The following is a 21,743-nucleotide window of genomic DNA, read 5'->3' on the forward strand; positions in this document are numbered from 1 at the left end:
GGCAACGTTATACGACCGCCGCACGCACGGTACGGTAACAGCGAGCACACTAACCCGTGATACTGACCATACTCGATAGGCTGTTCGGCCGAGACGACGACACAGGCATCGGTCACGACGAGCGGACCGACCGCGAGTGCACCGTCTGCGGGACGACGTTCGACACCGCCCGCACGACCTGCCCCGCGTGTGACAGTCAGATATACCGAACGAGAACCAGAACGCCGAACGCGCGGTTCAACCTGCTGTTCGCGATGACGCTCGCCGGCCTCGAAGCGACCTACAACGTCGTGACGGGGAAGTACCCCAAAGAAGGGTCCCGCACCTGAGTGCGGCGGACCGAAGGGGAACCGGAATACACACAACGGACCCGTTCGCTACACCGGGCATGGCACGAACCGTCGACGACCTCCGAAACGAGATCAGACAGGCCGTCGGGCGCTACGAGCGCGTCGAATCGACCGCCTTCACCAAGGAGGCCCTCGCCGCTATCTGCGATGCCGTCGGGTACGACGTCGACTCGAACGCGCTCCCGCCCAAGCCGCAGATGCGAGCCGGGATCCTCTGGCGAATCGGCGAGTTAGACGACGACGACCCGTCGCGGGCGGAACGTCCGTTCCGGAAGACCCAGTTGCAGGCGATCGCCGACGCGTTAGAACGGGAGGAGTGACGGGACACCGGCCCGCCGACGCCGCCGTGGCGTCTGTCAGCCGGACTGGGACTCGTCGCTCGGCTCGGCCTCGTTCAGTATCGCTCGGAAGAAGACGAGCAGCGGGATGATCTCGAGTCGGCCCATCCACATGTTGACGGTCAACATCAGCTTCACGCCGGCCGCCACCGCCGGCTTCGAGAGCGACGAGGGCGTCACGATGCCGCTGACCAGTCCGACGTTCCCCTGGGCGCTGGCGACTGTGAACAGCACGTTCCGCAGCGGAACCCCCTCCGGTCCGATCGGCAGCAGGACGAGGAGGACGAACACGCCCAGCAGGTAGACCGTCAGCCAGAGCAGCGTGATAGTCACCGCGTTGGCGTAGTTCTCGGAGGAGTACTGCCCCGAGACGGACTTGTCGATGGAGTCGGCGAGCGTCTCGTCCGGAAACGGGTCTCGAATGCGCGACCGGAGCCCGCGACTGATACTGATTCCGCGAATGATCTTGATACCGCTCGCCGTCGACCCCGACGCGCCGCCGAGGGCCATCGCCATCGTCAACAGCAGTATCGAGATGGTCGGCCACTTCCGACCGACGCTCGAGACGGTGTAGAACCCGGCGCCGGAGTTCGCGGAGACGAACTGGAAGACCGCGCGGAGCGCCGACTTAGAGAGGGAGGGGTAGACGGTGTGAGTGGCGAGGTTCCCGAGGACGAGGAGCGTCCCGCCGCAGACGGTAACGGCCAGCCACCGGATCTGTGAGTCGGTGAAGAGGTCCGAGAAATCCCGCTTGTACAGCAGGTAATAGGCGGGCAGGGGGATCGCGCCGATCAGCATTATCGGCAGCGCCGCCACCTGGATCTGCGGGCCGTAGGCCTTGAAGCTCGTATCGGTGACGACGAAGCCGCCGGTCGACAGCCCCGTCATCGCGTGGTTGAGGGCCTCCCACGCGGGCATGCCGACGACCCAGAAGAGGGCGGCGGAGAGGAGCGTCACGGCCGCGAAGACTCCCACCAGTAGCTTCGGCGAGTTCGACCGGTCGCCCGACTGGAACTGGCCGAGCGGCGACCGGGACTCGTAGAACTGGGTGAGCATGGAGTTCCCGGACTGGTTCACGATGGCGACCGTGAACACGATCACGCCGAGGCCGCCGAGCCACTGGGAGAGCGAGCGCCACCACAGGAGCGTGTGCGGTAGCTCGCTCTCCTTTCGCGCCATCGTCAGCCCGCTCCCGGTGAGGCCGCTCATCGACTCGAACCACGCGTTGACCGGCCGGCGGAACGCCCGAAGCGTGGAATCGGTCGCTGAGTCCGGTACCGGGAGGACGGCCGGGTCGAGGGCGACCGTCCACGCGACGGCGAGGAACGGGAGCGTCCCCGCCAGCGCGGCGACGAACCAGACCGCCCCCGCGGAGGCGAAGACCTCCGCCTTCGAGGCGTCGTCGGCCGCCGAGCAGAGCCGCGTCAGCGTCCAGCCGACGGCGAAGACGATTCCCATAGTGAGGAGCGTCCCCGGAATCGCGTAGTACTCCCCGTAGTAGAGGGAAACCACGACTAACGTTCCCATCACGGGGGCGAGGCGAGTGAGCGCCCGTCCGACGTTGTGACCGACCTGGCGGTAGTTAGTCATGGTCCCACACCCCTGTTGTAACTGCACTTGTCAGTGAGCATTTGATGTATAGTACCTGCGACGGCTATGAGGGCGAACCGCACCGCGTTCGCGCCGTTCGGCGTCAGTTACCGCTCTGTTCTCCGTCGTCCGAGTCGTCCGCCGAATCTCCGTTCGAATCGCTATCGTCTGAGTCGTCCGAGCCGCCGTCGTCCGAATCGCTATCGTTCGAGGCGTTATCGTCCGAACCGCCGTCGTCCGAATCGCTGTCGTCCGAATCTCCGTTCGAATCGCTATCGTCCGAGTCGCTATTGTCCGAGTCGCTATCGTCTGAACTATCGCCCGAGTCGCTCGAATCGTCCGACGAGTCGCTATTGTCCGAGTCGCTATCGTCTGAACTACCGCCCGAGTCGCTCGAATCGTCCGACGAATCGTCGTTCGAGTCGTCCGAATCGTCGTTCGACGCGTACTCGGCGTGGCTCCCGTAGGCGCTGATGCCGCCCGCGAGCGCGACGCCAACGCCGGCGGCGACGTCGTTCCAGTGGAGCACCGCGCTCGTCTCCCAGAGCACGGCGGCGACGACCAACCAAGCGCCGAATACCGCGATCGCCGCCGCGCTCCACTGACTCGCCGACTGGTCGCGTCTCGCGTACGTGTACGCCGCGAGGCCGACGAGCACGACACCGACGATGAGGTCGCTCCAGAAGTCCGCGAACGGGGCCTCGTAGAGGAAGGGCGGCCCGACGATCAGCCAGCACCCGACCGCGACGACCACGGCCGAGAGCCACTTGATCAGCGACGCCGTGTTCATCGGCCCGACCCTCCGTTCGGTCGTTCGGCCGCCGGTCGCGGCCCGACGGACCCGTGCGTGAGTGCGCTCGTCATATGTCCTCCTGGACCTGCTTGATTCCCTCGCCGATCGCGTCGCGCTTGAAGTACAGCGCTTCGATGGCGAACACTATCACGGCGATGGCGACGACGAGGACGAACACCGAGTACAGCTGCGTGTAGAGGTACCAGAGCAGCGCGCAGAAGAAGAACGCGCAGCCGGCGACGCCGACGAGCGGCGGGATCGCGGAGATGTCGGCCTCGTTGCGGTACAGGAAGGCGAGCGCGCACACCGAACCGAACACCACGATGTACATCAGCGAGGCGAACTCCACGACCGCCTCCAGGCTCCCGAAGCTCGTGAACAGCGCCGTCAGGACGCCGATGATGAGGACCGCGTACATCGGCACCGTCCGGTCGCCGTGCGCTCCCATCTCCTCGGGGAGGATGTCCTCGGACGCTAGGTTGTCCGCGAAGATAGCGCTGTTGAACAGCGTCGAGTTGACCGCGCTGGCGGTCGAGACCAGCGCCGAGATGCCGACCGCGAGCGCGAGATACTGGTTGATCTCCAGAGAGGCGAAGAGCAGCGCCGCCTCCGGCTGCGCGCCGACCGTCGCCGGCGGCAGCAGGCTCGTGATGACGAACCCGACGAGGATATAGATGAACGCGGCGATGCCGATAGACATGTATATGCCGCGTTTCAGCGTCTCTTTCGGGTTCTTGAACTCGCTCTGACTGTATAGCTGTAACTGCCATCCCTCGAAGGAGACGAACGAGACCGACGCAGCGATGAACGCGTTGATGCCGAACTCGGAGAGGCCAACGGTGAGGCTCTGATTGCTGAAGCCGAAAAACACCGCCCAGATGGCGAAGACGCTGATGATGCCGGCCTGTGCGAAGACCAGCCAGCGCTCGATGGAAGTCGACGAACCCGCTCCGAGGAGGTTGATCCCGATGAACAGGGCGACCATTCCGACCGAGAGGATGCGCCGCATCGGGAAGCCCCCGAGATAGGAGGCACCGATCATCATCTCGGCGAACGCCCCGAACGCGTAGGAGTACATCGCCATCGTACCGATGTAACCGACGACGAGCGTCCAGCCGACGACCGCCGCGCCCGTCGACCAGCCGGTCAGTTCCTCGATGTAACTGACCGAGCCGCCCTCGCTGTCCGTGATCTGGTTGATGTTGGTGTACGAGTACGCCGCACAGAGCACGACAATGGTCGCGATGGTGTACGAGAGCCACGTCAGGACGCCGGCGGCCGCCACGACGATGCCGATCGCCGCGTAGATGCCGCCGCCGACGATTCCGCCGACGCCGAGCGCGACGCTCGTCGGCAGTCCGAACTGGTTGCTCATCGGGAACCACCGCCCTGGTCGCTACCGAGGAAGTCGGTGTCGTTTATCGACATCACGTTGTTCGGACTCACGACGCGCGGGTTGAGCTGCGCGTTCTGATGAATCCGGAAGTTCCTGACCGTGTTCTTGTACCCGAAACTGTTCTGGTAGGAGTACGCCGGGAGGATAGCCCGGTCTTCGAGGGCTTCAGTGATGATGGACGCGTAGAGCTCTCGTCGTTTCTCCCGGTCAGTCGTCTTCCGCGCGCGCTTGATGTGCTCCATGAGGTCCGCGTTGTCGTAGAATAACCCCTGGGTCTTCCCCTCCTGATCGTGATGGAGCGTCTGATAGATGAACGAATCGGGGTCGGTGCCACCGTGGGTGCCGTCGATGTAGACCATGTAATCACTCGCCGAACCGCTGACGTGCTTCTCGAGATACCCCTCCCAGGTCGCCGGCGACACGGAAGCGCGCTGGCCGGCCTCGCGGATTCCGGTCGCCAGCTTGCGCCCGATCTCCTTGCGCTTGGGGTCCTTCGGGACGAGAATCTCGATCTCCTTGTTCACTCCGGCCTCGCTGAACAGCTGCTCGGCCTTCGAGGTATTCCGAGGGACCGACATGTCGCGCCACTTCTGTAACGGCATGTCCCACTCCTCGGCCATCTCCTTGGGCAGCGGGCTGTGCACCCGCTCGCCGACTGGCTCGATGAAGTTCTCGACCTCGTTGCCCATATCGATACAGTAGTCGATGGCCTTCCGAACCGTCTCGTCGGTGGTCGGCCCGTCGTTCATGTTGAAGCCGATATGGTAGGTACTGTGCCCCTTTCGCAGACCGACGTTCGTGCCGCTCCGCTTCGCGAGTCGGTCCTGGATCCGGGGAGAGACGGGTTCGATGATCCTGTTCCGCCCGGAGACGAGGCTCATCATCCGGGTTATCGGCGACTCCTGGTGAATGGCGGTTATCTTCGCGATAGCGGGTTTCGGCTCGCCCCAGTAGTCCTCCCAGCGGACGACCTTGGCCTTCTTCTCCTTCGAGAAGTGCCGTACCTCGAACGGACCGGAACCCACCGGTTCCTCCGCGAACTTCTCTCTGCCCGCCTCGCGGACCGACTTCGGCACGATCTCGTGCGTCAGGGAGTGAGTGAACGCCGGGTACGGGTACGCCAGGTTGAACCGGACGGTCCGGTCGTCGGGCGTATCGATCGATTCGATCATGTCGAACCGCCAGCTCTCGGGCGCGTCCTCCTCGACCGGGGCCTCGAACGAGTATTTAACGTCCTCTGCCAACACCGACTGCCCGTTCTGGAATGCGGCGTCCTCCCGTATCTCGACCGTATAGCGCCGATCGCTCCCATCAGTCTGCGGTCGACCGGTCGCGATCTGCGGAACGAGCTCGGTCGACTCGTCGTACGTGTAGAGACTGTCGAAGATCTTCTCGGCCATCTGTGCCGATCCGACGTCGTGGATCTCGATCGGATCGAGCGTGACGGGCGGGTGGAGTGTCCCGATACGGAGGTCGCCGCCGTCGGGCGTCGTCGGATTCGCCGAACAACCCGCGAGCGCCGTCGCTCCTGCCGTCCCGAGCCCCGTCAACAACTGTCGACGACTCAGGCCTTTCGTGTTGTCTGGCGACCGCAGTGACTCCTCGTTCCGGTCGCCGGTCTCACTGTCTGTACTCTCTGTCACGACCTAGTTTTGGAGACCCAACTGGACATGCCCTTTGCTGAATCATTCAGGCTACTTAAGTCAGCACCGCGTTTCAGCCCGGTCGGTTCGCTCGGGACACCCACACGCCTATGTCACTGCTGGCCGTCGCTTCCGATGAGATGGCAACAGCCGCAGAGATCAGTCTCCCGGCGGAGGAGTTCGCGCTCTGGGAGACTTTCACTCGAATACCGGATGTCGTGTTCGACGTCGAACGAGTGGTAGCCCACGGCGAGGCACGCGTGATGCCGATCCTCTGGGCCAGCGGTGCCGAGCTCGACGAGATCAGCGACGCGTTCGACGCCGACCCGAGCGTCGAAGACGAGGAGTTGCTCGTCGACCTGAACGACGAGTGGCTCTATCGGATGGCGTGGGTCGACGATATCGCGGCCGTGGTTCAATCGCTCGTCTACGAGGAGGGGACGATCACGGACGCCCACGGGAGAAACGACCGGTGGAGCTTCCGAATCGTCTTCCCCGACTCGGACGCGCTCTCGCGGACGTACCAATTCTGTCAGGAAGAGGACCTGACGATGGAGATCGAGAGCGTCACACAGATGGAGAGCGAACCCGGCACACAGTTCGGGCTCTCCGAGGTCCAGTACACGACTCTCATCACAGCCCACCGCGAGGGATACTTCGAGGTACCGCGTGAGACGACCGTCGAAGAACTCGCCGAGAAGCTCGACGTCTCGGCACAGTCGGTTTCCGAGCGACTCCGGCGTGGACACGAGAAGCTCATCAGCAGCGCGCTACCGACCGCCGTAGAGGAAGCGAGCGACGACGAGTGACTCTGTTTCTTCCTAAAGAGACCTGAATATTCGCACGGAAGGTTCGCGCCGACGCGTACCGTAGCTTCGGCCGGAGGGCACTCGTGACAGATCAGTATCAGTGTCAGTACTGCGACGCGGCGTTCGAGAGCGTGACCGAGCTGAACGACCATCGAGACGAGAACCACCAAGAGAAACTGGGCCCGTAAAGACCGGAGAGCGCGCTCCACCGGCTGCCGCCACCCGATCCAAATAATTACTATAATAATAGTAAATCGAGGCCAGTATTTTACGTCTCGGTCGTTTCTACGCGAATAGAATGAGCGCAGAACCCACGGCAGAGCGCGCGGACGCGGAACTGGAGACGGTGCTTCTCGCTATCGGAGGCCGCGACGATGCGCGTATGGACTCGCTCGTGACGACCGTTCGCGAGATCGCCCCGCCGAACGACGCGACCGTCGTGATCGCTCACGTCTTCGACAACGGGTCCTACCGAGAGGCGGTGGAGCGGATACTGGACGCCGAGACGGCGGACATCGAACCGGACGAACTCGCCGCGGAGATGGGCGTCACGCGGGTCGTGACCGAAGAGCTGGCCGACGACTCCATCGACTGTGAAGCGCGCGCCACGACCGGGAGACGCGGCGAGGGGATCGTCGAAATCGCCGAGGAGGTGGACGCCGACCGCGTCGTCGTCGGCGGTCGCCAGCGGTCGCCGGCCGGCAAAGCGGTCTTCGGTAGCACCGCCCAGACGGTGATGCTAAACGCTCCCTGCCCGGTGACGTTCGTCCGCGACCGAGCGTAATCGTTCACCACCTCGCAGCGTATCTATCAGTTATTCTGAAGAGTCGAGCCGGCCCGTATCGAGAGTGATCGTCACGCAGCCATAGAGATATGTTGTCAGAAATATACTGTGTTTCGTCCAATAATGAAACGTCTAAAGGATTCTTAGAGGGTTTCAGACGTTATCAGAAAGCGGCTAAAATGGGGTGAAACGGCGTTCTCTTCGTAAACAAATCCGAAACAGTACCAATCATCTGGCGCTTATATGATGATATGCGTTGATAGGTCCGAGTAAGGAAATCACCTATGTCGACCGCATCCTCCTCGCTTCCACGCCCGCCCGCGATCATCACCGTCGTCCAGTCGGCAGCAGTCACCGCCATCGAGGCGCTCGTGACGACCGTTCGGGGCCTCGCCTTCTGGGCGGCCATCCTGCTCCCGATCGTCATCTCTGCGACGCTGCTGGCCGGCGTCGTCGCCTCCTCACCCCACTTCGTGGGTAGTCTGTTCGTTCTGAACGTCGTGTGTGCCGTCTTCGGACAGAACTACTCGCCGGGCAGATGAGTCTGGAACGACCACGCTCACGAGAGCCGGATCGAAGAGATTCGAAGACGGTCCTGTTCTGTCCTACCTGCAACCACGAGAGCCCGATAGACGGTGAGTGGTTGTCCGACCGCTCGAGCGATTCCGACCGGTTGCTCTGTCCGCGCTGTGAAGCTGTCGTGGTCGACCGGTCACTCCGGTGATCCCACTCGTTTCCGGCTTTCTCTCTTTCTCTCTGGAGTCGCTCTGTTTTCGTTCGTCTCTCGGACCTGCTCCGGCCCGTCGATATCGAGATCGAACGGGGTCACACACCCCTCTATCGAAGTGTTGGGTAACCGGGAACGACCGCCGGCGAAAATTTCGATTGCCGGTCGATGGATCGAGAGCGGGCGAACCAGTATCGAACAGAGACGAGCGCAGTGACCCTCTTTCTACCGGTTTCGGACGATCACGGGGTAACAGTAGAAGAGACCGAACACTTCGATAGAGGAGAGACCGTCCGAACGAACTCGTCGAAAAGACACTTCGATAGAGGAGGGTGACTGCTCGGAGAAATCGCCGAGGAAACACATCGATAGTGGGGAGCGGGGCGGAGTGAAACTGATCAGCGAAAACACTTCGATAGAGGGGGGCGACTGTCAGAGCAAGCCGGCCGACACGACCCTCGACGGAGAGGTCGACCTGAGCGTTATTCTATCCGAGAAGGGAGCGCGCCCCGATCTCGCCTATCACTATCGGGAGGCGATAGGTCCGACATTCTGAACCGGTAGATATCGATGTCAGAGCGTCTCTGAACCGGTTCTACACTTCGATAGAGGGGTGTGGTGACCCGACGAACCACTCGGTCGGATCAGTCGGCTCTGTGAGCTAATCGAGCGACACCGGTGGGGTAAAAGAGGTGAAACAGAGGGGGAAATTTGGATAGGAGAAACGGGGAAGAAGAGAGTGAGACGTTCGATAGAGGAGGGTGACTGCTGGAGAATACCTGAGGAGACCGAGTACACGGAGACGACGCCGGTTCGAAACCGCTCAGTTATGACAGAACACTTCGATAGAGGGGTCTGTCGAGTCCGGCGTGTGTGAGTTACGCCTCGTTTCGGATCTGTGCCCTGACGACGGACTGTACCTCGTCGGCGGCGACCATCTCCAGTCGAGAGTCTTCCCTGAGAGTTTCGAGGATGGTTCGTGGCCGCTCGCCGAACTGGAACTCCAAGAACATCCCCGAGCTCGGACCGTGGCTCCGCCGCTCGAAGTCCACGAGCGAGTACGTCGTCATCTCCTTCATCTTGTTGACGTACGTCTCCTGGTGATACTGGTCGGCATCGATGGACTCGGTGAGGAACTGATAGACGCGATACCCCGTCGTACTCCGGGCGGTCTCGTCTTCGGTCTCGGTCGCTACCGCTGCGGTCGCGTACAGACAGAGCTTCTTCTGCGTGCTGATGCCGCGGACGACCTCTAATACGCGGTTCTTCTCGACCTTGTCCTGAGCGGCTCGAACGTGTCGTTCGCGGACGTTGGAATCGCCCTCCCGCTCCGCGAGTTCGCCGGCGACTCGAATCAGATCGATGGCTTTCCGCGCGTCGCCGTGAGTCTGTGCGGCGAAGGCCGCCGCCAGCGAGATGACGCCGTCGTCGAGGACGTCCTCGTGGAAGGCGTCCTGTCGCCGTCGGAGGATCGACTGCAGTTGGTTCGCGTCGTAATCGTCGAAGTGGACGTCCTCGGGCGTGAACGAACTCAGCGCGCGGCTGCCGACCAGTTCCATCATCTTCGTGTCGTTGGAGATGGCGACGACGGAGATGTGAGCGGTCATCTCGTCGTTGGCACCCGCACGCGAGAGCTGATAGAGGAGCCGTGAGAACGCGGGGTCCTGTTTGTCACGGCGGCCGACGAGCATGTCGAGTTCGTCGAGAACGAACACCACGGAGTCGAAGTTCTCGTTGACGATGCGATACAGCTCGTCCCACTTCTCCTTCGTGGCGACGCCGTGTTTCGGCACTTCGATGTCGACGTCCGCCTCGTCGGCGGCGCGGCGACCGAGTTCGTAGACGGCGATGCCGAGCGTATCGAGGTCCTGGCAGTTGACTTCGACCGTCCCGAATCGTATATCCCTCGACGAACAGATCTGGCTGATGTTCTTACAGACGGCCTTGGTGATGAGGGACTTCCCCGTCCCCGAGGGACCGTATAAAAAGAGATTCGGTGGTCGGTTGTCACCGAGTGCGACCCGAAGCATCTTCGTTACTTCTTGGAGCTGTCGGTCGCGGCCGACGATGCGGTCCTCCTCGACGACGTGATTGGGATCGAGCAGCGAGCGGTCGCGGATCAGCCCCTCCTGCTCCTCGAACTCGAGAAGCATGTCCTCGATAGACTGCGAGCCGTCACTGTCGCGAGCCGACGATTCCTCCGCGTCGAGAGAGACGGACTCGCTATTTTCGGTGGAGAGTGACACACCGGTATCGGGATCTGACGACTCGCTCTCTTCGGGAGACGACGGATCTTCTTCCACGGGTGACGACGCTCTCTCTTCAGGTGGTGACGACTGTTCCTCGTTGGACTCGGTCGCAGGTGCCAGTTCTGTGTTCGTTCGGGTTGTATTCGGATCAGAAACCGGGTCGAGTTCGTCTGTGGACTCGCCCTCGTCGGTCGTGGTCCGCTCGTCCGCGCTCGCCAGGAGATCAGACTGTGTCGTCTCTTCGGAATCGTCCGGCTCCGACGACTCGGTGGTGTCGTCAGCCTCGGAGTCGTCAGCGTTCATGACCGAACCGAGACGCCCGGGAGGGAAAAGCGTTACCCACCTCTATCGATGTGTGATTCCGTTATTGAGTTCGTCAGTAGCGCGTTACTGCGAGTTCGCGCTTTCGAGATGTGAGAGAGGACAAAAGTAGCGACGATGTGTTCGAGAGGAGGGGGGAACACAGACACCCCTCTATCGATGTGTTCGAGGGAAAGGAAGGGGTGGGGGTTTCAGTCGGACTCGTCGAGGGAGGTGCCAAAGTAAATTCGGTGAAGCAAGTCGCGTCCTCGTCTATAACGCTAGAAGCGGAAATATAGGATACAGAACCGTTCACACTTCGATATTCGTTCTTCTTCTTCTAGCTTACTAGCAACAACACACACACCCCTCTATCGATGTGTTCGATGTGTTCCGAAGGGAGAGATCTTCACTTTGGAAGGAGCGTGAAACAGGCGGGTCGTACATTTCCCGTTTAATTTTCGAGACTACTGTAGAACCACGCTTAGAACTGCTTCGTCGTTCCTATACTCTCCCAGGTTGTCCCTTGCCTTCTGGCACACTCTACGAGCTGCGTTACGTCGTTCGCTGCCGGCTCTCTGTTCGATGTCACCCTTCGTAGTCGGCCAAAACACATCGATAGAGGGGTGTCTGTGTCCACAACTGTTCGAACACAGCCTTCGATTATTCTGTGCTTCCACGAGTTCCCAGCTGGTACCACACTCCCTAACAGCCAGAACACATCGATAGAGGGGTGTCTGTGTCTCCCCTCGAACGCGGTCACCGATCAAATCAGTTATTTACTGCTTTCGAAAGCGGTGTTCCTACAAACCACTCTTCGACTCGTTTTACCCCTTTCATCTGCTAACAATTATCAGTCATCCGGATATCTGTATAGGTTCAAAAAATTACTGTTCATATCTATTTTACCACCTGAAAAAGACAAAGAACCTCCTTATTTTTCAGAATAGTCCTATAATATCCGTTTTTCTTCCTATATAGGCAAAGACTATATACAAAATGTCCGTATATAAATTCTTCTCTTCCCTAAAAACACGCACTTATGGGCTTATGATTACACCTCTTCCTATCCTCTGTGGCTACATCGGCAGTTCTAGGACACTGTTCCGACCGATAGTTTCCTCTCCGACGATAGCGGTCGGACGAGAGACCGGCTACACTGCGATTGCCCGAAATCCCGACGTACCACAGGTTTAAGAACGCTGGCGGGTACATTGCTGGTATTACGCGCTATTATGGGACCCGGGGAAGGGACTGACGGTACCGTCGCGGACACGCTAGCGGTCTTCGAGCGACTGGAACAGCCATCGACGCCGCTGACGACGGCCGAGGTCGCCGATGCGCTCGATTGTCACCGTCAACGTGCCCGCCGCTCGCTCGCTCGACTCGCAGATCGAGGCGTGCTCGAAACGAAAGAGACGGGTTCCGAGAGCCGTATCTGGTGGCGTCCAGTAGAAGCCGACGCGACCACTAATATCGATTCGCCCTGGGACGAGGACGACCAATTCGCCGAGTTCGTCCGCTCGGTGGAAGATTACGCGATTTTCGTCCTCGATCCGAACGGGTACGTCGCCAGTTGGAACGACGGGGCCAAGCGGATCAAGGGGTACGACGCGGACGAAATCGTCGGCAAGCACTTCTCGACGTTCTACACCGACGAGGACACCGAACGCGGGGTCCCGGCTCGGAACTTGGCGGCCGCCGAGAGGAGCGGCCGTATCGAATCCGAGGGGTGGCGCGTTCGAAACGACGGCTCGGAGTTCTGGGCGAACGTCACCATCACCGCGATCTGGGACGACGACGGCTCGCTGAAGGGATTCACGAAAGTCACCCGAGACCTGACCGAGCGAAAGCAACGCGAGGAGGCACTCCGCCGAGAGAACGAGCTGACCGAACATCTCCTGAAGACGGCACCGGTCGCCATCACCGTACAGGACGGCGATGGCGAGATGGTCATGGCCAATCAGCGCGCACAAGACGTCCTTGATCTCTCCGAACAGGAGCTCGTCAGTGACCCCGGGGTTCGCGACGAGTGGGAATTTTACGACAGCGACGGCAACTCCCTCGCTCCCAGCGAAACGCCGATGGCCCGCGTCTACGAGACCGGTGAGCCGCTGTTCAACGAGGAGATCGCCATCGACCGCCCCGACCGCGACCGCCTCTGGGTCTCGGTCAACACTGTCCCGCAGTTCGACTCCGAGGGGTCGCTCGAACGGATAATCTCCGCCAGCGAGGACATCACCGAACTCAAACGTCAAGAGGCCCAACTCCGCCGGGAACGGGATTTCGTCGATCAGATTCTCGCTGCCGCCCCGCTGAGTATCCTCGTCGTGAATCGCGACGGGAGTATCGAGAAACTGAACCAGCGCGCCCGGAACCGCCTCGGTCTCGAAGAATCCGACGAGTACGCTATCGGTGACCAACTCGTCTACGATGCAGACGGCAACCCGGTTCCGCCGTCGGAGCGACCCTACATGCGGGTGTTCGAGACCGGCGACCGGGTCACCGACTGGGAGGGACAAATCGACCTGCCGGGCGGACGCGCGTGGATGTCGGTGACCGCCGTCCCGTTCGGCGACGAATCGCCGCCCGAACGCGTCGTCCTCGCCGTCAAGGACATCACGAAACTGAAGACGCAGGCCAGGCAGCTCGAACGCCAGCGCGCCGAACTCGAGGCCGAACTCGACGAGGTGTACGACCGGATCACCGACGGGTTCATCGCTCTCGACGAGGAATGGCGCTTCACCCACGTCAACGAAGCCGCCGAGGAACTCATCGAACGGGAGGAAGCGACGGTGCTCGGCGAGAGCGTCTGGGAGGCGTTCCCCCAGGCGGAGACGGGGATCGTCTGGGAAAAAGCTCACGAGGCGATGGAGACACAGGAGCCGGTCAGTTTCGAGTGGTACAACGAATCGCTCGAAGCCTGGGTAGAGATTCACGCCTATCCCTCGGAGACGGGACTGTCGATCTACGTCAGGGACGTGACCGAACGCGTCGAATCCGAGCGGGAACTCGAAGCCCGCGCCCGACAGCAGTGGGTCGTCTCCGAACTGAGTCGGCGCGCGCTCGAAGACACGGACCTCGACGTGCTGTTCGACGGGGCCGCTCGCCTGGTCGCCGACGTTCTCGATAACGAGTACGCGAAGGTCCTCGACCTCGATCAGTCCAACGACGAACTGCTCCTTCGGCAGGGCGTCGGCTGGGAGGATGGAACCGTCGGTACCGGGACGGTCTCGGCGTCCGAAGACGACTCGCAGGCGTCGTACACGCTCCACTCAAAGGAGCCCGTCGTCGTCGACGACCTGGCGACCGAGTCGCGCTTTTCGGGGCCCGAACTGCTTCGCGCGCACGACGTCAGTAGCGGCATCAGTACGATCATCGGCTCCTACGACGATCCGTGGGGTATCCTCGGCACGCACGACACCGAACGGAAGTCGTTCACCGACGAGGACGTCACGTTCGTCCAGAGCGTCGCGAACATCCTCGCGGAGGCCATCGAACGCCACGCCTATCAGACCGAACTGGAGGAGCTGGTCGCCGAACTCGAAGCGTCCAACGAGCGGTTAGAGAGCTTCGCGAGCATGCTCGCTCACGAACTCCGAAATCCGGTCACGATCGGCCACATCTACAGTCGACAGCTGCCCGACGAGACTGATTCCGACGCCGTCGAATACGTCACGGACGCGTTCGACCGCATCGAGACGATGATCGACGTGATGTTGGTACTGGCCCGCGGAAACGACGCCGTCGATACGACCGGGTCGGTAAATCTGGCGGAGATGGCGCGTGAAGCGTGGGACGACGTCGACACGCTGGAGGCGACGCTCGATGTCGACCTCGATATGACGGTTCAGGCCGACGAGACGTACCTCCAGCACCTGTTCGCTAACCTCTATCGGAACGCGGTCGAACACGGCGGCGAGGACGTTTCCGTCGCCGTCGGCGAACTGTCGTCGGGATTCTACGTCGAAGACGACGGGACTGGAATCCCGGAAGACGAGCGGGACTCCGTGTTCGAAGTCGGCTACACGACGGCTGCCGAAGAGGGCGGCACCGGCCTCGGATTAGCGTTCGTCAGGGAGCTAACCGATGCGTACGAGTGGGGCTGCCGTATTGCCGAGAGCGAGAGCGGCGGCGCGCGCTTCGAGTTCAAGTGTATCGGAGGGGACACGTAGGGTGCGTTCGTAGCGCTACGCTGTCGGCTCTTTGCCACCATCTGCGTAACCATCCATATGTCTCCGCCTATGCGACATCTATGAACAGATATCGGAGAAATATGCACGAAAGACGGTTATGCGGATACCGACTCGGATACGATATCAGAGACGGCCTGCGAGTCAGCCTCTCAGCTACCACCCTTCGACTTCGTGGAAGTACTGCTCCGCGCCGTCGTGGACGACCGCGACGACCCGCGCGTCGTCGTTCTCCTGCGTGATCGTCTGGGCGACTTCCATCGCCGCGCCGGAACTCAGTCCCATCAGAAGGCCGTTGTCGGCGCTCTCGTGCTTCGAGCGGGAGATCGCCGTCGAGTCGGGCACGGTTCGAACGTCGTCGAGAGCAGCGAGGTTGCCCACGTCGGTCACGCGCCACTGCCCCAGTCCCTCGATATCGACGTCGTACCGGCCGAGTTCGTTGTCGTGAAACGTGCGGTGAACGTTCGACTCCTCGCCGTCGACGCCCACCATCCGAATCGCCGGCTCCGTCTCCTTCAGGTACTCGGCCACGCCGGTCATGAATCCGCACGTGCTGACGGCCCCGACGACGTGCGTGACCCCCTCTCCCTCTATCTGGTCGTACAGCTCCGGTCCGGTCCACTCGTAGTGGACGTGGCGGTTGAGCGGCCGTTCGTACTGGTTGAGGTAGACGGCGTCGTGCTCGTCGGCGTAGCGGCGTGCGACCTTCTGGTAATAGAAGTGCTCCTCGTGGCCCACGTCCGGAGCGGTGACGACTTCGGCTCCGAGCGATTTGACGAAGCCCTGTTTGACGGGGCTGGTCGTCTCGCGCATGACGATCGTACAGGGGTGTCCGAGGCGATTGGCGGCGAGCGCCACGCCCCCGGCCGTGTTGCCGGAACTGGCTTCGACGACGCGCTGGCCCTCGCTAAGTTTCCCCATCTGTCGGAGCCCGAGTATCATCCCCGCACCGAGGCGGTCCTTGTGACTCAGCGTCGGGTTCTCGCGCTCCATCTTGCAGACGATCTGCTCGTTCTCGGGGTGGGGGACCAGCGGCGTGTTTCCGATCTCGCGGAGCACCGGGTCGCGAGCGATGCGGGGAAAGGGCACGTCGTCCTCCGCTTCCACGTCGAGAAAAGTTACGTCGAGATCGTCCTCGGGGTCTACGTCGGCGTCGGAGCGACCGCGAGCCTCCGATGCATGTCCCATCGTTTCAGCGGAGCCGCTACCGTTCAGTACGTCGTCGTACGAAGACTCCTCGCCCATTGTCGATATACTACCCCGGTCTCGGGATAAATTCTTGGGCCAAGTGACGATATAAAGTGTCCGGCGAATAGTACGTCTGAGAGACACATCTGCGGGTAGTCATCCCCCGTTTGCCTCGTCCGCGGAAACGGCGACGATCCATATCTATCACTATCTTGACCCAGATGCGGAAATAAGAAAGATAAGATAGTAAAATATAGATATATTCGGAAATTATGAAGATGTATCACAGAATACAATTCTAGATGTGGTGAAAAACACATAGACTTGGTATAAAATGTCTATATATGGAAATCAATCGATGGAAATAGGGACGACCCGTTACCACCCCTCGCTCGGACTACCGAAAACGATAACTGTCTGTTTCCTCATATCGAACTATGCGAACGTGCGTTCTCTCTGACGTCGGTGAGCTAAGCGTAATCGAACGAGACCGACCGGATCCCGGCCCGGGCGAAGTGCTCGTCCGCATCGATCGCGTCGGAATCTGTGGGTCGGACCTCCATTACTACCAGAACGGAGAGAACAGCGGGAACGTCGTGCAGTTCCCACACGTTCTGGGACACGAGTCGGCGGGGACCGTCGTCGAAGTGGGACGCGACGTCACGGCTCTCTCCGAATCCGACCGCGTCGCTATCGAACCGGGTATCTCGTGCGGCGAGTGTTCGTACTGCGAAGGCGACGAGTATCACCTGTGTAAACGGATGGAGTACATGTCCTCCCCACCGGTCGACGGCGCGCTGACGGAGTACGTCGCGTGGCCCGCCGAACTCGTCTACCCGCTCCCCGAGGGCGTCTCGCTCCGGGAAGGTGCGCTCGCCGAACCGTTGAGCGTCGCGATGCACGCCTGTGAACGCGGCGAGATCACCGAGGGCGACACGGTGCTCGTCACCGGCGGTGGTCCCATCGGACAACTCGTCTCTGAAGTCGCCATGGCACAGGGCGCAGAGGTCGTGCTGACCGACGTCGTCCCGGAGAAACTCGAACTGGCCGAGCGACGCGGCGTGGCTCACACGGTCGATGTCACGTCGGACGATCCGGTCAGCGTGATTCACGACCGAATCGACCCTGACGGCGTCGACATCGTCATGGAGAGTTCCGGTGCGGACAGCGCCATCGAGCTGACGACCGAGGCCGTCAAGCGAGGCGGGACCGTCGTCTTCGTCGGCATTCCGATGGACGCGGCGCTCCCGACGGATGTCGTCGGGCTCATCGGCGAGGAGTACGACCTGAAAGGGTCGTTCCGATTCTGCGGGACGTACCCGGAGGCCATCGAGGGTATTCGGACGGGGCGGTTCGACGTCGACAGCATCGTGAGCTTCGAGCAGTCGCTGACGGAGACGCAGGCGGCGTTCGACCGGGCGATGGAGCCGGAGAACGTGAAAGGTGTCGTACGCGTCAGCAACGGGTCACAGGAACGCTAAACGACTGACGACCGCGCCTATCAGAGCGAACTGTCGTCGTACCCGCCGTCGACTTTTATCATCTCGCCGGTCGTGAACGACGCCGCGTCGCTGGCGAGGTAGACTGCGGCTCCCGCGATCTCGTCGGGCTGGGCGACCCGTTCCAGCGGCGTCCGCTCGTCGATCTGTTCTCGTAGCTCCGTCCCTTCTTCGAAGGCGTCGCCGGCCAGCGGCGTCTCCACGAAGCCGGGTTCGATGGCGTTGACGCGTACCTCGGGACCGAGGTCGGCGGCCGCGGCGCGCGTGAGGCCGTTGACGCCGCTCTTGGCCGCGCAGTACGCGGGACGCTGTTCGCGGGCCTGCCCGGCCGACATCGAGGAGATGGTGATGATGCTTCCCGAGTCCATCTCGCGGCCGAACACCTGGCACGCGCGGAAGACGCCTGTGAGGTTCGTGTCGATGTCGCGCGCCCAGTCCGGTTCTTCCATCTCCGTAACCGGTGCTTTCGCCACGGATCCGGCGGAGTTGACGAGAACGTCTATCTCGCCGAGTGCGTCGGCGGCCACGTCGTAGAGGTGCTCGATCGACTCTTCGTCTCGCACGTCACAGGTGACGGTCGCCGTCTCCGCGCCGCGTTCTCGGAGCTCTTCGGCGGTCGATTCGACCGCGTCTTCGTGACGACTCGTCGCGACGACGTCGGCCCCGTCGTCCGCGAACGCGAGTGCAATGGCCCGACCGATACCGCTCGTCCCGCCGATGACGACGGCGTTCTTCTCCGCGACGCTGACTGTCGGCGTTGCTGGCTCAGTCATACGATACCAACGACCACCCAACGCTCCGTTACTCTTACGATGTCCCCCTCGGAGACGAGAAATATCCGGACGGAGACTCAGGCGAGTCCCATCGTCCGCGGCAGCCACATGACGACGCCCGGGAAGACGATTGCGAGAATCAGCGCGATCAGTAGCGGAACGTAGAACGGCACCATGTTCCGCGTGATCCGTTCGAGCGAGACGCCCGTGACGGCGTTGAGCACGAACAGGATGACGCCGAAGGGCGGCGTCAGCAGGCCGATCATCAGCGTGATGATCATGATGACGCCGAAGTGAATCGGGCTGATGGCCGTCTGCTCGATTATCGGCAGGAAGACCGGCGTCAGAATCGTGATCGCGGCGATAGTCTCCAACATCAGGCCGACGATGAACAGCACGCCCGCTATCAGCAGCAGGACGACGAGCGGGTCGGTAGAGACGTTCATGACCGCGTTAGCCAGAACTTCCGGCAGTTGCGCGCGCCGGATGAGGAAGCCGTACAGTGCCGCGGCGGCGACGATGAAGGTGAGCGACGCCGTGCGCGTCATCCCGTCTTCGAAGCTATCTACGACTTCCTCTAAGCTGAGCGCGTCGTAGAAGACGGTCCCGATGAGCAGCGTGTAGAACAGCGCGACCGCTCCGGCCTCCGTCGCAGTGAACCAGCCGCCGAGGATACCGCCGATGATGAGTAGCGGCGTTCCAAGCGCCGGGAGCGCACGGTAGCCGGTTCTGGCGATTTCGCCGGGGTTCCACCACTCGCCGCGTTCGTACCCGCGTCGGTGGGCGTACACCGTACAGAGGACCATCAGGCCGACCCCCATGATGAGACCGGGGACGAGGCCCGCGATGAACAGCGTCCCGATGGACACCTGCGCGATGACGCCGTAGATGATGAGCGGGACGCTCGGCGGGATGATGGGGCCGATAATCGAGGACGACCCCGTGACGGCGACGCTGAATCCCTCTTCGTAGCCCTCGTCGCGCATCGCCTGATACTCGATGGCACCGAGGCCGGCGGCGTCGGCCGCGGCGGTCCCGGTCATCCCCGAGAAGATGATGCTCGCCACGATGTTGACGTGGGCGAGGCCGCCGCGGATCGGCCCGACGATGGCCTTCGCGAAGTCGAAGATGACATCGGTGAGACCGAGCGCGTTCATCAGCAGTCCCGTCTGGAGGAATAGCGGAATCGCCAGTAGGACGAAAGAGTTGCTCCCGCTGACCATCGTCTGTGCGACGAGCAGCGGCTCGAAGGGGATCGACGTCGTCCACATCAGGATGAGGCTCGTCAGTCCCAGCGCGTAGACGACCGGAATCTCGAACAGGTAGAGTCCCAGCAGGACCCCGACGAACAGGGTCAAGAGGACGATGTCTGCCATCAGCGTGTCACCCCCTGCTGGTGCGTGGCGGGTCGGCCCGCGGGCGTCTCAGTTCGCATCGTCGTCCCCTTTGGTCTCCGCGATTATCGTCTCCGGCGACGCGATGACTTCCCAGAGGTCACGGACGCAGTAGACGGCGATGATGGCCCCGCCCACGACGACCGGGACGTACAGCCACGCCTGCGTGAATGGCGGATAGGTCGGCAACGCCCCGATGACCGAACCCCGATTCTGGAGGTACAGCGGGTACGCGCCCGAGACGAGGACGCCGATGAACACGAGCACGAGTATCGCCCGGAGCCCAGCGAGCGCTCGAACCGCCCGGTCCGGAAGTCGCGAGGACAGCAGGTCAAGTGAGATGTGTTCTCGTTTCTCGCTCGCAACGGCCGCGCCGATGAACGTGATGTAAACGAGAAGCATCTGTGAGAGATTGACAGTCCACGGCAGACTACTGCCGATGAACGACCCGAGTACCCACCGAGTCAGTATCTGCAACCCTACGACCAGTATCATCAGGCCGTAGAGCAGCAAGGCCAGCGCCTTGACTCCCCGGTCGAAATAGCGCATTGGTGTCGATTTGGTGCTGTTCTCAACCATAGTTCACTGTGTTTCGCGGGGGGTCTCAAATGTTTCGCACTTCTTCTAACGACGGCTCCCAGTTCGCCTCGAACTGGGCCTTGAGCGGCTCTTCGGCCGCCGAGAGCCACGCGTCGCGATCCGGTTCGACGATGTTCATCCCGTTGCTCTCCAGTTCGTCGATAGCTTTGGACTCTGAATCTTTGATGCTGCTACTGAGTTCCTTGATGTCCTGCGTGAGCGTGTCGGTCAACACCGTCTGGTCGTCCTCGGAGAGGCTGGAGAAGGTGTCGCTGTTGAACGTGAACCAGCCCGTCGAGGCCAGGTGCTGTGTGAGCGTGTAGTGACTCTGGACTTCGTACAGCGACGCCGACAGAACCGTCTCCGCTGGGTTCTCCTGTGCGTTGACGACGCCCTGTTGAAGCGCGCTGTACAGTTCGTCGAAGGCGACAGTCGTCGGGCTGGCTCCGATACCCTCCCAGATGTTCACCCACGGCGAGAGGTCCGGAACGCGCAGGTTGGTCCCCTGAATCGCGTCCGGGGTCTCGTAGGCCTTCTTGCCCGACGTGTGTCGATAGCCGCGGTAGATGGGCTGGTTGACGAGGTGCTGATTTCCTTCTTGACGGAGCGCTTTCTTTCCATCTTCGAGATATTCCGTCTGGAACGCTCGTCGCTGCTGTTCCCAGCTATCGAAGACGAACGGCGACTCGACCCAGAAGTTCTTCGGGTCGTAGTCGATGACCCATCGAGTCCCGATAATGGTCCCGTCGATGGACCCGATACGCGTCTGTTCCATCACTTCGGATTCGCCGCCGAACGCGGGTTCGATGGTGACCGAGACGCGGTTGCCCGTTTCTTCGGAGACCGTCTCCGCCCACGACTTCGCCATTTCGTTGATGACGTGACCGCTCGGGAAGACGCTCCCGATGAGCATCTCCTGGCTCTCGCCGCTTCCGCCGTCTCCGGAGGTGCCGGTCGTCCCGTTGTTTCCGGACCCGCCGTCCCCGCTCCCGGACCCGCCGTCGCCGGAACATCCCGCGAGCGAAGTGAGCGTGCCTGCGCCGCCGAGCACACCGAGCTGTTCGATGAAGCGTCTTCGACTCTGTTGTGACATACATTCACCCACTTTGGACGCTACTACTTATATCTTGCTCAATAA

19 protein-coding genes are annotated in these 21,743 nt (G+C 61.7%); 9 read left to right on the plus strand and 10 right to left on the minus strand.

Features of this window, described 5'->3' with window-relative positions:
- The first annotated feature begins 56 nt into the window (after positions 1-56).
- Both GO488_RS16695 and GO488_RS16700 read left to right on the plus strand, forming a co-directional pair.
- The gene (locus GO488_RS16695) at positions 57-329 is read left to right on the plus strand and encodes a hypothetical protein (RefSeq protein WP_162318978.1); all 273 of its coding nucleotides are present in this window, start codon (positions 57-59) and stop codon (positions 327-329) included.
- Positions 330-388: 59 nt separating this feature from the next.
- A complete protein-coding gene (locus GO488_RS16700; protein ID WP_162318979.1) occupies positions 389-670 on the plus strand; it encodes a hypothetical protein in 282 nt (93 codons plus the stop codon).
- 36 nt (positions 671-706) lie between these two features.
- Here GO488_RS16700 and GO488_RS16705 read toward each other — a convergent pair whose 3' ends face one another.
- The 4 genes from GO488_RS16705 to GO488_RS16720 all read right to left on the minus strand — a co-directional run bounded on the left by GO488_RS16705 (position 707) and on the right by GO488_RS16720 (position 6,110).
- Complete coding sequence (locus tag GO488_RS16705) at positions 707-2,278, minus strand: TrkH family potassium uptake protein (protein WP_162318980.1); 1,572 nt, start codon at positions 2,276-2,278, stop codon at positions 707-709.
- A 103-nt stretch (positions 2,279-2,381) separates the two neighbouring features.
- On the minus strand, positions 2,382-3,068 hold the full coding sequence (locus tag GO488_RS16710; RefSeq protein ID WP_162318981.1) for an SPW repeat domain-containing protein: 687 nt from the start codon (positions 3,066-3,068) through the stop codon (positions 2,382-2,384).
- A 70-nt stretch (positions 3,069-3,138) separates the two neighbouring features.
- Positions 3,139-4,446 carry an APC family permease gene (locus GO488_RS16715; protein ID WP_162318982.1) on the minus strand — a complete coding sequence of 436 codons (1,308 nt, stop codon included), beginning with the start codon at positions 4,444-4,446 and terminating at the stop codon, positions 3,139-3,141.
- Complete coding sequence (locus GO488_RS16720) at positions 4,443-6,110, minus strand: ABC transporter substrate-binding protein (protein WP_162318983.1); 1,668 nt, start codon at positions 6,108-6,110, stop codon at positions 4,443-4,445. Before GO488_RS16720 ends, GO488_RS16715 begins: the two co-directional genes overlap by 4 nt.
- A gap of 140 nt (positions 6,111-6,250) precedes the next feature.
- Between GO488_RS16720 and GO488_RS16725 the strand changes: the two genes are divergently transcribed.
- From GO488_RS16725 to GO488_RS20305, 5 genes are all read left to right on the plus strand, one after another.
- Positions 6,251-6,919 carry a helix-turn-helix domain-containing protein gene (locus tag GO488_RS16725; RefSeq protein ID WP_162318984.1) on the plus strand — a complete coding sequence of 223 codons (669 nt, stop codon included), beginning with the start codon at positions 6,251-6,253 and terminating at the stop codon, positions 6,917-6,919.
- Between the two features lie 83 nt (positions 6,920-7,002).
- Entirely contained in the window at positions 7,003-7,107 is a 105-nt protein-coding gene (locus GO488_RS19800) for a C2H2-type zinc finger protein (protein ID WP_174242506.1), read from the plus strand.
- A 110-nt stretch (positions 7,108-7,217) separates the two neighbouring features.
- Entirely contained in the window at positions 7,218-7,703 is a 486-nt protein-coding gene (locus tag GO488_RS16730; RefSeq protein ID WP_162318985.1) for a universal stress protein, read from the plus strand.
- Between the two features lie 284 nt (positions 7,704-7,987).
- Positions 7,988-8,245: a DUF8028 family protein gene (locus tag GO488_RS16735; protein ID WP_162318986.1), complete on the plus strand. Its 258-nt coding sequence runs from the start codon at positions 7,988-7,990 to the stop codon at positions 8,243-8,245.
- A complete protein-coding gene (locus tag GO488_RS20305; protein WP_164509653.1) occupies positions 8,242-8,427 on the plus strand; it encodes a DUF8106 domain-containing protein in 186 nt (61 codons plus the stop codon). The genes GO488_RS16735 and GO488_RS20305 overlap by 4 nt, the downstream gene beginning before the upstream one ends.
- 881 nt (positions 8,428-9,308) lie before the next feature.
- On the opposite strand, the gene GO488_RS16740 is transcribed toward GO488_RS20305, so the two are convergent.
- Complete coding sequence (locus tag GO488_RS16740) at positions 9,309-10,583, minus strand: AAA family ATPase (RefSeq protein WP_162319019.1); 1,275 nt, start codon at positions 10,581-10,583, stop codon at positions 9,309-9,311.
- Between the two features lie 1,631 nt (positions 10,584-12,214).
- On the opposite strand from GO488_RS16740, the gene GO488_RS16745 reads away from it, so the two are divergent.
- The gene (locus tag GO488_RS16745; RefSeq protein WP_162318987.1) at positions 12,215-15,154 is read left to right on the plus strand and encodes a PAS domain S-box protein; all 2,940 of its coding nucleotides are present in this window, start codon (positions 12,215-12,217) and stop codon (positions 15,152-15,154) included.
- A gap of 174 nt (positions 15,155-15,328) precedes the next feature.
- On the opposite strand, the gene GO488_RS16750 is transcribed toward GO488_RS16745, so the two are convergent.
- Complete coding sequence (locus tag GO488_RS16750) at positions 15,329-16,417, minus strand: PLP-dependent cysteine synthase family protein (RefSeq protein ID WP_162318988.1); 1,089 nt, start codon at positions 16,415-16,417, stop codon at positions 15,329-15,331.
- A gap of 380 nt (positions 16,418-16,797) precedes the next feature.
- Between GO488_RS16750 and GO488_RS16755 the strand changes: the two genes are divergently transcribed.
- Positions 16,798-17,841 carry an NAD(P)-dependent alcohol dehydrogenase gene (locus GO488_RS16755; RefSeq protein WP_162318989.1) on the plus strand — a complete coding sequence of 348 codons (1,044 nt, stop codon included), beginning with the start codon at positions 16,798-16,800 and terminating at the stop codon, positions 17,839-17,841.
- Positions 17,842-17,861: 20 nt separating this feature from the next.
- Here the strand turns inward: GO488_RS16755 and GO488_RS16760 are convergent, their stop codons facing one another.
- From GO488_RS16760 to GO488_RS16775, 4 genes are all read right to left on the minus strand, one after another.
- Positions 17,862-18,632: an SDR family NAD(P)-dependent oxidoreductase gene (locus GO488_RS16760; protein WP_162318990.1), complete on the minus strand. Its 771-nt coding sequence runs from the start codon at positions 18,630-18,632 to the stop codon at positions 17,862-17,864.
- A 77-nt stretch (positions 18,633-18,709) separates the two neighbouring features.
- Positions 18,710-20,008, minus strand: a complete 1,299-nt coding sequence (locus GO488_RS16765; protein ID WP_162318991.1) for a TRAP transporter large permease — start codon at positions 20,006-20,008, stop codon at positions 18,710-18,712.
- A 48-nt stretch (positions 20,009-20,056) separates the two neighbouring features.
- On the minus strand, positions 20,057-20,605 hold the full coding sequence (locus GO488_RS16770) for a TRAP transporter small permease (protein WP_162318992.1): 549 nt from the start codon (positions 20,603-20,605) through the stop codon (positions 20,057-20,059).
- A 25-nt stretch (positions 20,606-20,630) separates the two neighbouring features.
- Complete coding sequence (locus GO488_RS16775) at positions 20,631-21,698, minus strand: TRAP transporter substrate-binding protein (RefSeq protein ID WP_162318993.1); 1,068 nt, start codon at positions 21,696-21,698, stop codon at positions 20,631-20,633.
- Positions 21,699-21,743: the final 45 nt, after the last annotated feature.

The organism is Haloarcula limicola (assembly GCF_010119205.1).
GTDB lineage: Archaea > Halobacteriota > Halobacteria > Halobacteriales > Haloarculaceae > Haloarcula > Haloarcula limicola.

Coding starts and splice junctions, on each gene's coding strand:
- GO488_RS16730 (WP_162318985.1), top strand. CDS start 7,218: ATGAGCGCAGAACCCACGGCAGAGCGCGCGGACGCGGAACTGGAGACG.
- GO488_RS16740 (WP_162319019.1), bottom strand. CDS start 10,583: ATGCTTCTCGAGTTCGAGGAGCAGGAGGGGCTGATCCGCGACCGCTCG.
- GO488_RS16755 (WP_162318989.1), top strand. CDS start 16,798: ATGCGAACGTGCGTTCTCTCTGACGTCGGTGAGCTAAGCGTAATCGAA.
- GO488_RS16700 (WP_162318979.1), top strand. CDS start 389: ATGGCACGAACCGTCGACGACCTCCGAAACGAGATCAGACAGGCCGTC.
- GO488_RS16765 (WP_162318991.1), bottom strand. CDS start 20,008: ATGGCAGACATCGTCCTCTTGACCCTGTTCGTCGGGGTCCTGCTGGGA.
- GO488_RS16770 (WP_162318992.1), bottom strand. CDS start 20,605: ATGGTTGAGAACAGCACCAAATCGACACCAATGCGCTATTTCGACCGG.
- GO488_RS16710 (WP_162318981.1), bottom strand. CDS start 3,068: ATGAACACGGCGTCGCTGATCAAGTGGCTCTCGGCCGTGGTCGTCGCG.
- GO488_RS16760 (WP_162318990.1), bottom strand. CDS start 18,632: ATGACTGAGCCAGCAACGCCGACAGTCAGCGTCGCGGAGAAGAACGCC.
- GO488_RS20305 (WP_164509653.1), top strand. CDS start 8,242: ATGAGTCTGGAACGACCACGCTCACGAGAGCCGGATCGAAGAGATTCG.
- GO488_RS16735 (WP_162318986.1), top strand. CDS start 7,988: ATGTCGACCGCATCCTCCTCGCTTCCACGCCCGCCCGCGATCATCACC.
- GO488_RS16725 (WP_162318984.1), top strand. CDS start 6,251: ATGGCAACAGCCGCAGAGATCAGTCTCCCGGCGGAGGAGTTCGCGCTC.
- GO488_RS16715 (WP_162318982.1), bottom strand. CDS start 4,446: ATGAGCAACCAGTTCGGACTGCCGACGAGCGTCGCGCTCGGCGTCGGC.
- GO488_RS16705 (WP_162318980.1), bottom strand. CDS start 2,278: ATGACTAACTACCGCCAGGTCGGTCACAACGTCGGACGGGCGCTCACT.
- GO488_RS16750 (WP_162318988.1), bottom strand. CDS start 16,417: ATGGGCGAGGAGTCTTCGTACGACGACGTACTGAACGGTAGCGGCTCC.
- GO488_RS16775 (WP_162318993.1), bottom strand. CDS start 21,698: ATGTCACAACAGAGTCGAAGACGCTTCATCGAACAGCTCGGTGTGCTC.
- GO488_RS16745 (WP_162318987.1), top strand. CDS start 12,215: ATGGGACCCGGGGAAGGGACTGACGGTACCGTCGCGGACACGCTAGCG.